8 protein-coding genes are annotated in these 9,923 nt (G+C 69.8%); 3 read left to right on the forward strand and 5 right to left on the reverse strand.

Going from position 1 to position 9,923, the window contains the following annotated elements; genetic code table 11:
• Positions 1-639 precede the first annotated feature (639 nt).
• Complete coding sequence (locus tag ACTWPW_RS61175; RefSeq protein WP_443174573.1) at positions 640-1,095, reverse strand: transposase; 456 nt, start codon at positions 1,093-1,095, stop codon at positions 640-642.
• Between the two features lie 343 nt (positions 1,096-1,438).
• On the opposite strand from ACTWPW_RS61175, the gene ACTWPW_RS61180 reads away from it, so the two are divergent.
• Positions 1,439-2,746 carry an IS256 family transposase gene (locus ACTWPW_RS61180; protein ID WP_443174574.1) on the forward strand — a complete coding sequence of 436 codons (1,308 nt, stop codon included), beginning with the start codon at positions 1,439-1,441 and terminating at the stop codon, positions 2,744-2,746.
• On the opposite strand, the gene ACTWPW_RS61185 is transcribed toward ACTWPW_RS61180, so the two are convergent.
• Both ACTWPW_RS61185 and ACTWPW_RS61190 read right to left on the reverse strand, forming a co-directional pair.
• Complete coding sequence (locus ACTWPW_RS61185) at positions 2,743-3,114, reverse strand: helix-turn-helix domain-containing protein (protein WP_443174575.1); 372 nt, start codon at positions 3,112-3,114, stop codon at positions 2,743-2,745. The two genes, ACTWPW_RS61180 and ACTWPW_RS61185, sit on opposite strands and share 4 nt — an antisense overlap.
• 221 nt (positions 3,115-3,335) lie before the next feature.
• Positions 3,336-4,235 (reverse strand): phosphotransferase enzyme family protein, encoded by a 900-nt coding sequence (locus ACTWPW_RS61190; protein ID WP_443174576.1) that lies wholly within the window; start codon positions 4,233-4,235, stop codon positions 3,336-3,338.
• Positions 4,236-4,561: 326 nt separating this feature from the next.
• Between ACTWPW_RS61190 and ACTWPW_RS61195 the strand changes: the two genes are divergently transcribed.
• Entirely contained in the window at positions 4,562-5,131 is a 570-nt protein-coding gene (locus ACTWPW_RS61195; RefSeq protein ID WP_375111995.1) for a hypothetical protein, read from the forward strand.
• A 56-nt stretch (positions 5,132-5,187) separates the two neighbouring features.
• Here ACTWPW_RS61195 and ACTWPW_RS61200 read toward each other — a convergent pair whose 3' ends face one another.
• A complete protein-coding gene (locus tag ACTWPW_RS61200) occupies positions 5,188-7,500 on the reverse strand; it encodes a rhamnogalacturonan lyase (RefSeq protein WP_443174577.1) in 2,313 nt (770 codons plus the stop codon).
• Positions 7,501-7,677: 177 nt separating this feature from the next.
• On the reverse strand, positions 7,678-8,448 hold the full coding sequence (locus tag ACTWPW_RS61205; RefSeq protein ID WP_443174578.1) for a DeoR/GlpR family DNA-binding transcription regulator: 771 nt from the start codon (positions 8,446-8,448) through the stop codon (positions 7,678-7,680).
• Between the two features lie 61 nt (positions 8,449-8,509).
• Here ACTWPW_RS61205 and ACTWPW_RS61210 point away from each other — a divergent pair.
• Positions 8,510-9,923: FGGY-family carbohydrate kinase (locus ACTWPW_RS61210; RefSeq protein ID WP_443174579.1), on the forward strand; the 1,414-nt coding region annotated here is incomplete at its 3' end.

The following is a 9,923-nucleotide window of genomic DNA, read 5'->3' on the forward strand; positions in this document are numbered from 1 at the left end:
CTCCGACCAGCAAGAACCCAGCACACAGGCGTGGACACACGACTCGCAGGCTCTCCCACGCCCGTTGTCCCAGGTCAAACACCCAATTCAGCGCTCTCGTCTGCCCACTAACTGCGAAACTCGGGTTGCACGCGTGCCGGCTGGCCTCCCATCTGACGTCCTTCCAAGAGCGGCCAGGCAAGGCCGGCAAAGAGGAAGCCATCCGCGGTACGCCTGCCGATCAAGAGGCCACCGTGCCGGTCGGCTTCTCGCCCCCGTCTCCGAGGCGGGCCCGGCAGCTTGCCCGCAGAGACCTGAGCGGACGCACGCTTCCCGACTGTGATCCGGCCTCACCGCACGGCCGGCTCCGGCAACGGCTCTCTCTCCTGCGCAGTGAGGACCAGGCGATGCTGGCCGACCTCGGGTTGCACATGGACAGCCTGTACAAGGCTCAGAGAGAGGGGCTGGTGTACGGCCTCGGGTTGAACGTCAGCGCGCGCACAGGCTGCTCCATCTGCGGGCCCAACCTCAAGTGGCCACCTTCGACGTCGTCTCAGAGCGGCTCTTCGACGTTTGGCGAGGTCGAGACGTCCGTGGCCGCATGGCGCCCTGCTTCCGGCTGCCACGGCTTGGCGGTACGCGCGTACATCTAGTGCCACGTCAGGCAACGTTCGCCCTCTTGACGATCCTGCGTAGGCGAGGATTGTCGGTGTTGCGGTTTCGCCAGGCGATGTAGCGGCGAATCATGCTGCCCTGCTGGCGGTGGCCGGTGTGGTCGGTGCCGTTGAGGGTGAACTCGCGCAATGCGGTGAACTGCGCCTCGATGCGGTTCAACCACGAGGAGTTGGTGGGTGTGTAGGCGATCTCGACGTTGTTCGCCTCGGCCCACTCGCCGACCCGCTTGTCCTTCTTAGTCGTCAGGTGCGGACTGAAGTTGTCACAGATGATCGCGATCCGCACCTCGGGCGGGTAGAGGCTGCGCAGGTAGCGGCAGAACTCCAGGAACTCGCCACGCCGCTTGCGCTTCTTGATGTGCCCGTACATCTTGTCCTTGCCCAGGTCTAACGCAGCGAACAGGTGCCGTACCCCTTGGGTGCGGGTGTAGGTGGCGCGCATCCTGGGCCGAGGTTCGCGATCGGGATCCTTGCCCTTGCCGCCGACGTCGGTCCACCTGGCGGCCGGGGCGGGGCTGCAGGTTGAGCGGCCCGAACTCGTCCATGCAGAAGATCACCGTGGGTTCGCCGGGTTCGGGGACGACCTGGCCGTCGGCGATCGCGTACAGGTGCTCGATGCGGGCCTTCTTGGTCGCATAGTCCGGATCGCGGGAGCCCTTCCAGGTCTTTATGGGAGGTTGTCCCGTAGCTCGTAGAACTTGAAAGTGGCGGTCCCCGTCTCGGGGCCTACCTGGTGGTAGGTCTCGAGCAATCGCCAAATCACTCCGAGTAAGGAGACGGGGACCGTGAGCAAGACCTACCAGAACAACCGCCGACGCGCCCGGCAAGTCGCCGAAGAGGTGGCCGTGCCGACGAGCGTGAGTGTGGCGATGGAGGAGATCGCCGCCTCGATGAAGGACGGCCTACTCGCGCTGGCCGTGCAGTCCGGCCTGGCAGTGATGTTCGCGCTGCTGGAAGAAGATGTCACCGGCCTGTGCGGTCCACGAGGCAAGCACAACCCCGACCGCACGGCGGTCCGCCACGGCACCGATGCCGGATCGGTGGTGCTGGGCGGGCGCCGACTGCCGATCCGCCGCCCACGAGTCCGCACCGCCGACGGCACCGGCGAGGTCGCCATCCCGGCATATGAGCTGTTCTCCTCTGCCGAGATCCTTGATGAGATGGCGCTGGGCAAGATGCTCGGCAAGCTGTCCACCCGCCGCTACCGGCTTGGCCTGGAACCGGTCGGCGCCACCGTCGAGCAGGCCTCCACCGGGACCTCCAAGTCGGCGATCTCCCGGCGATTCGTCGCCGCCACCGAGCGCGCCCTGGCCGAGATGATGTCGGCTGACCTGTCACATCTGGAATTGGCCGCGCTGATGCTGGACGGGGTGCACTTCGGCGAGCACACCTGCATCGTGGCGCTCGGGATCGGCATCGACGGCACCAAACACCCCCTCGCACTGGTCGAGGGCTCGACCGAGAACGCCACGCTGGCCCGTGAGCTGATCGTCGGCCTGCGTGAGCGCGGCCTGAACGTCACGCGCCCCATCCTGGTCGTGCTGGACGGCTCCAAGGCGCTGCGCCGCGCGGTGCTGGATGTGTTCGACCACCCGGTGATTCAGCGCTGTCAGCTCCACAAGATCAGAAATGTCCGAGACAAGCTCCCTGAGAAACTGCGCCCGGTGGCTGAAAGGCGCATGCGCGAGGCCTACCACGCCGACACTCCGCTCGTCGCCGAGGCCAAGCTCGCCGCCTTGGCCGCCGAGCTGGACAAGAAGTACCCCGGTGCGGCCGCCTCATTGCGGGAGGGGATGGACGAGACGCTGACCGTCCTGCGGCTGGACGTGCCGCCGACCCTGGCCCGCTCGCTGCGCTCGACCAATCCCATCGAGTCGATGATCTCGATCTGCCGTGACCATGCCGCCAACGTCAAGAACTGGAAAGACGGCATGATGGCGCTGCGCTGGTGCGCGGCCGGCATGGCCGAGGCCACCAAGCAGTTCCGCCGCGTCAACGGCTTCCTGCACCTGCCCAAACTCCGCACCGCGCTCGACCGGCACGTCGCTGCCCAGAAATCGACCTCGAACTGCTACAACGAGAACGTCGCCTAATCGCGGGACCGCCAATCAAGTTCCACGAATGTCGGGACATCCTCCTTTATGGCTTGAAACGAGACATTTTCCGCACGTAGAAGCTCGCGCAGGCCCTCATGGCTGATGTCCTCGACCACCCCCTCTGCGACCAGGAAATCGGCCAGCTTGGCAAGGCTCCATCGGGAGAACGGCAACCCGTGCTCGGCAGGACGAGACTTGGCGATCTTCTTGATCTCCACGCGCTGCGGGAGCGTGAACACCGGCTTCCGGCCGCCCTTGTACTTGGGGTAGAGCGAGTCGAATCCATCGGCGTTGAAGTTGTGGATCACATCACGGACCCGGTCTTCGCTGGTGAAGGCCACTTTGGCGATCTGCATGGTGGTCATGCCCTAGGCCGACAGCAGCACCATCTGCGCTCGCCGCCAGGTCACCACCGAGCCAGTGCCACGCCTTACGATGCGCAGCAGTCGGTTTCCCTCGTCGTCATCGATCTCGCGTACGCGAACCCGCTCCGCCACGAACAGAGTCTGAGGCGATAACGCCCACCGCGGTGGGACCTTGATCGGCGTGTCCCCACGAAACGGGGCAAACCCAAGATGATGCGGCACTAGGCGCGCAAGCCCGCGTACGCCTCCGCCAGTCCCTCCTCGTTGCCCGCCGGCCCGCTGACGCCCCTGAGCACGCCGCGCTCGATGCGGTCGGCGAAGTAGATGGCATGGGCCATCCACCGCACCCGTACGAACAGGTCGAGATGGTCGAGGTCGCGGGCGATGGCCGGGTCCACCATGCGGTAGCCGTCCAGGACGTGGCGCAGCGCCTGCGGCGTGTCGCGGGTCAGCACGGCCACGCAGGCCAGGTCGTACAGGAGGGGCGCCTGGAGGATCGCGCCCCAGTCGACCAGGCCGTCCTGGGCGGGGGAGTGCTCGCTCAGGCGGAAGCTGTCGAGGCCCGGGTCGCCGTGGACCACCCCGATGCGCAGCAGCGGCGCCGCCTCGCGCGCCTCGTCCAGCACCCGTGCCGCCGCCTGCCGCACGTGCGGCGGCATGGCGAGGTCCCGCAGGCCGTCACCGGCCCACGCCCAGGGCCATCTGAGCGGCTCGCCGATGTCCTCGGTGTCGTTGCCGAGGGCGCGGTGCGCCCTGGCCAGCAGGACGCCCATCCGGCGCAGGTCCTGGCGGGAGGCGGGATCGGGTATCGTGCCGGGGACGTGTTCCAGCAGCGCCAGCACCCCCTCGTCCAGCTCGGCCGCCGTCCGGCCGTCGGGCAGGGCGACGGGGGGGCCGCTGACCAGGCCGCGGCTCTGGGCGCGGGCGGCCACCCGCAGCCCGCTGACGAAGGGGCCGGCCGACTCCGGGTCGGCGAGCTTGGCGACGTACCTCTCGCCGGTGGGGGAGCGGACGAGCCAGGTGGTGGAGTTCCAGCCGCCGGGCAGCGGCTCGGCACCCGCCACGGGCAGGCCCCAGCAGGCCAGTGCGGACAGCAACCGGTCGTGACTCATGGACGCCATGCACTCCATGTGCCCTGCGCCGGGGCCGGATCATCACACCGCCCGCGTTGGCGCGTTGTGCGGTCGGGCTTTACCCCCAGGGTAGATCTTTGCCGGATTCATGGGGTTTCGTTTGCCTTTGTCCGGTTTGCTAGGTAAGTTAGTGACTGTTGCCGGCGAGTGGCCTGCCCCTGACCTCTTGGAAGCAGGGCCTCCCGGACAACGGATCCGCGATTCTCCGGATTCTCCCGCGCTCCCACGTAGCGTCTGTGTGGCGTGATGCCCGGCTACGTTCGCTCAAGCGAGCGCAAAGATCCCGTCCCCTAACAAAGGACCTGAATTCTTTCATGTCTGCTCGCCTGCGTTCCTTCGCCCTGCTCACCGCCTCCGCTGTGACGGCCCTGACCATCGGCTCGACCGCGGCGCACGCCGACTCCGGCGACACCGAGCAGAGGGGCGTGCTCAAGGGCTCGACCACCGCGTCCTACTTCTGGGACGACGCCTCCGGCCGCGCCGGTGACACCGGCCTCCCGGCCGCGGGCAAGCCCATGCAGAAGGGCCTGGTCGCCAGCCCCAGCTGGCCCCTCATGACCGAGGGCTACGTCGTCTACAAGGGCAAGAAGATGCCGTTCTTCGTGGGTGACCGCGGTCCCGGCGACCCCTCCAGCCGTGGTGTCATGCTGGACCTCGACGCCAAGACCTTCGCCGAGCTCACCGGCGGCAGGTTCAACCCGGAGACCCTGGGCGTGGACGGTGTCGGTGGCGAGGGCCACATCAAGATCGACTACGTCGTCACCAAGTGGGGCGACGGGGTCGGCAAGAAGAGCTTCCCGGTCGCCTTCTCCACCGGTGCCTGGTCCGAGAAGGACACCCGCCCGGTGATCCAGTCGGTGTCGGTCAAGAACCCGACCGGCTGAGACCGGACATCGTGAAAAAGGGCGCCCCGCAGCGGGGGCGCCCTTTTCGCGTGCCTCTACCTGACGTTCGGTACGGGCACCTTCGACCAGTCGATGTCCGAGCCGAGGTGGAAGCTCGGGTACGCCGGCTGGTTGTAGCCCGTCTGCTGCCTGGCCACGTCCACGCGGTACTGCGGGTCGTGCATCAGCGTGTACAGCTTCCGGTCGGTCACCTCGGTGCTGAGGTACATCCGGACCGCGGTGCTGTCGGCCGTGCGGACCAGCAGCTCCTCGCGCCAGTCGCCGAAGACGTCGGCCACCAGGCCGGGGTTGCCCTTCGTCCAGTTGTTGGTCAGCGTGCCCTCGGCGCTCAGCAGCCGGCCGCGCCTGTGGTCGTCGATGGTGGGCGTCTGCAGGACGGTGGTGGCGGTGCCGTTGACCAGCTGGGTGGTCATGTCGGCGGCCCAGCGGATGCTCATGTTGGTGCCGGGCGCGTTCCGGCCCAGATACTCGCCGCGCGCCGACCACAGGCCCGCCTCGATCGCCTGGTTGGGCGGCATCGACGACCACGTCTCCACGCCCCGGATCGACGGGTCGATGTCGCCGACCATGCCGCGGCCGGTGTCCACGCCGCTGTAGCCGCCGTGGATCACCTTGCCGGTGGCCGCCTCGCGCAGCGCCCAGCCGTACGGGGCCCAGGAGCCGCCCTCGTGCACCGTCCAGATCTCCAGGCCGGGGCGGTCGGGGTCGAAGTCGCCGACGTGCATGGCGTCGCCGTGGCCGAGCCGGACGTTCTGGCCCGGGACGTTGCTCTGCGGCGGGGCCACCGCGAAGGAGGAGTAGAGCAGGTCGCCGTCGTCGTCGATGGTCGCGGCGCCGTACACGATCTCCTGCCTGCCGTCGTCGTCCACGTCGGCCACGCTCATCGAGTGGAAGCCCTGCGTGGTCAGGTCGGCATATTCCGGGTTGCTGCCCGGTACGCCGTGCGGGGAGGCGTTGAACGGGTTGGCCATCGGGGCGTGGCCGCTGTCGACGTACCAGCGCTCCTTGAGCCGTCGGCCGTTCCAGTCGTAGGCCACGAGCGTGGTGCGCGTGTAGTAGCCGCGGGCGAACACGGCCGAGGGGCGCTTGCCGTCCAGGTAGGCGACCGAGGACAGGAAGCGGTCCACCCGGTTGCCCGGCTCGATCCGGGCCATCGCGTAGTCGCCCCACAGCAGCCCGTCGTCGCCGCGTCCGGGCTTGTAGTGGATGGTCTGCAGCTCGCGGCCGGTGGCGCCCTCCAGGACCGACAGGTATTCGGGGCCGGTCAGGATGTACCCGGCGAACTCCCGCAGGCGGTTGTTCCCGCTGCGGGCGGGGGCGTAGACGTCGACGAAGTACGTGGCCAGCTCCGTCGCGTCCGCGCGGGACAGCGGGTACGTGTACTTCTTCTCGATGCCGAAGGCCGCTTCCAGGGTCGCGGGCCAGCGGCCGGCGACGACCTCCGGGTGCTCGTGCCATTTCGCGAACATGTCAGCAACGTGGTCGAAAAAGTCTGCTGCACTCTTTCGATAGTCGTCGGTGTTGGAGTATCCGGCTTCGAGGTCCGCGCGCGGCATCGTGATATAGCGCTCTGACACGACCTCGCCATCGGCCCCATAACGCAGGATCTTCGTGCCCGGGGCGGTCTTGAGCATCATCTCCGAGCGGCCGTCGCCGTCGAAGTCGTAGACCAGGAACTGGGTGTAGTGGGCGCCGGAGCGGATGTTCACGCCCAGGTCCAGCCGCCAGCGCAAAGTGCCGTTGAGCTCGTACGTGTCCACGTACGTGTTGCCGGTGTAGCCGCGCTGGGAGACGTCCTTGGAGTTGGACGGGTCCCACTTGACCACGTACTCGTACTGGCCGTCGCCGTCCACGTCGCCCACGCTCAGGTCGTTGGCCGAGTAGGTGTACGCCTCGCCCGCCGGGGTCACGCCGTCGGCCGGCTTCTTCAATGGTAGATCGTAAAACGTTTTAAGCCAAGGCGTGGCCACGGAGCTGCGCCGGCCCTCGCGACCCCGCACGATCGGGGCCACGCGATACGCGGACCCCGCCGTTCCCGCGGCGTCGCGGTAGTTGGTGCTGTCGGTCACCGTGGCGATGGGGCGGCCGTCGCGGTAGACGCGGAAGTCGGTGCCCGTCATGCCCGAGGCGCCGTGCCCGGACACCTCGTCGCCGAGCAGTCGCCAGCTCAGGAAGACGCCTTCGCTGGTCGAGGCCGCTACCAGGCCGCGGTCAAGGTGTTCGAGCCGCGGGCCGGAGCCGTGGCCGCGCGAGGCGTCCGCGGCCGCGGGTAACGCGGTCAGCGGCGCGCAGAGCAGGGCGGCCAGGCCGGTGGCGAGAGCGCGGCGGATGCTGCTGGGGGGTCTCATGGTCACGAGCTCCGCTGATTAAATCGATATAATTTTAGTGGGAGAGTATTGGGCTCCTGTGAGGTTTGTCAAGAGATTGTTTCGGACCGATTTCCCGGCATGGCGAAATGGCGGGGCGTTCCCGAATTCAATGCCATTCGGGAAAAGGGATTTCCGTCGTCCCGTGTCCGGGATCGCCTATGACGCGATCTCCACCCGCGCCCCGGCGAACCCGGCCGGAACGGCATCGGTCACGAGGCACTCGACCGCGTCCCAGCCGCACACCCGGATCGGGGCGCTCAGGGCGAACTTGCGCGCGTCGCCCACGACGACCGTCCTGCGGGCGATGGCGATGAGGCGGCGCTTGGTCTCGGCCTCGTACGGCGTCGCGCCGTACACGCCCGAGCCGTCCAGCGCGGTGGCGGCCAGGAACAGGGTGCGCACGCTCAGGTGCTCCAGCGCCGCGAGGGTCTCCGGGCCGCCGAAGGAGCGGGTCTCCCTGCCGTACTGGCCGCCGACGCCGATGAGCGTGACGTCCGCCCTGGGGGCCAGGGCGGCGATGGCGGGCAGCGAGTGGGTGATCACCGTGAGGCCGGCGTCGGCGGGCAGCAGCTTGGCGATCTCCAGCGTGGTGGTGCCCGAGTCGAGCGCCACGGCCGTACCCGGCTCGACGTGCCGCACAGCGGCGGCGGCGATCGCGCGCTTGGCCCCGGCCGCCTGCTCCGAACGGTCGGCGAACGGCGGGGCGGCCGCCTCCGCCGCCGTGGCGCCGCCGCGCACCGCCCGGATCAGGCCGTCGCCGGCCAGCCTGCGCAGGTCGCGGCGGACGGTGTTGGGGGAGACGCCCAGCTCGGTGACCAGGTCGGTGGCGGCGACGTACCCGTGCTGCTCGATCCGGCGCAGGATCGCCTCCCGGCGGGTCGGGGCGGAGGTGTAGCGGAGGGTGGCGGCCTCGGAGTCGCTGCTCATATGACCATGATGCTCCAAAAGTTGGCACTTTTACGCCATCTTTTGGATTTATAGTGACAACATGATGCGGCTGCTGGCGGGGATCGATGTGGGGACCACCCACGTCAAGGTGGGCCTGTTCGACGAGCGGGGCTCCTGCGTCGCCGCCGTCCGCCGCGCGACGCCGCGCGACCTGCCGAGCCTGGTGGCCGCCGTGACGGACGCGCTCGGCGAGTGCGCCGGCCGCGCCGGGCGCGGGCCGGAGGCGATCGGGATCGCGGGCATGGCCGAGACCGGCGTGCCGCTCGACGTGTCCGGCCGGCCGCTCACCCCGCTGCTGTGGTGGAACGACCCCCGGGGCGCGGACGAGGCCGCCGGGCTGGGGCGGGACGCGGCGGCCCTGTACGCGCTGACCGGGCGGTGGGCGGACGCCAAGGCGCCGCTGGCCAAATGGTTGTGGCTGCGGGCGCACTCGCCCGAGGTGCTCGCGTCGATGCGGTGGTGGGCGAGCGTGCCGGACGCGGTGGCGTACGCGCTGACGGGGTCGCTGCGCACCCATGCCACCCTGGCCGCCCGCACCCTCGCCTACGACGTGGCGCGCGGGGACTACGACGATGACCTGCTCGCGCTGGCCGGGCTGAGCGCCGACCGGCTGCCTCCCACGGCCGGGGCGGTGGAGCCGGTCGGCCCGCTGACGGCACCGGTGCGCGGGGTGCGGCCGGGCGTGCCGGTGGTGATCGCCGGTCACGATCACGCGGTGGGGGCGTGGGCGGCGGGCGTACGGCGTCCGGGGGACGTGGCGGACTCGCTCGGCACGGCGGAGGCGGTGATGGCGCCCGCGGCGAGGCGGCCGGACCCGCGCACCGGGCTGGCCCTGGGGATGACGGCGGACCCGTCCCTGGACGGGGCCCGTACGGTGCTGGTCGGAGCGCTGCCGACGAGCGGCGCCCTGCTCGACTGGCTCCTCGGCCTGCTGGCCCCCGGCGACGCCGCGGACACCGCGCGCCCAGACGTCCCCGCCTCGGGTGCCGTCGGTCCCGATATCCCCGGCCCGGGTGCCGTCGGCCATGACCCGGAGGCCGCTTCGCCGCCCCGGCGGCGGGCGGGCGGGTATGCGGGCCTGCCCGGGCTGCTCGCCGGGGTGCGGCTGCCGACGGGGATCGTGGTGGAGCCGTACCTGAGGGGCCGGGTGGCACCCGCGCCCGACCGGGACCGGCGGCTGGCGCTGTCGGGGCTGGACGCCGGGCACGCCCCGGGCGACCTGCTGGCCGCCGCCATCGAGGGCACGTGCCTGCACGCCCGCTGGATCCTCGACGAGCTCACCGCCGTGACCGGCACCGCGCCCGGACGCCTGGCGGTCTTCGGCGGCCAGGTCCGGATCCCGCTCTGGATGCGGGTCAAGGCGGCCGTCTCGCCCGTGCCCGTGGAGGTGGTGCTGGCGGACGACACCGTCTGCGCGGGGGCCGCCCTGATCGCCGGGCAGGCGGGGGGCTCGC

Source organism: Nonomuraea sp. KM90 (assembly GCF_052246675.1).
GTDB lineage: Bacteria > Actinomycetota > Actinomycetes > Streptosporangiales > Streptosporangiaceae > Nonomuraea.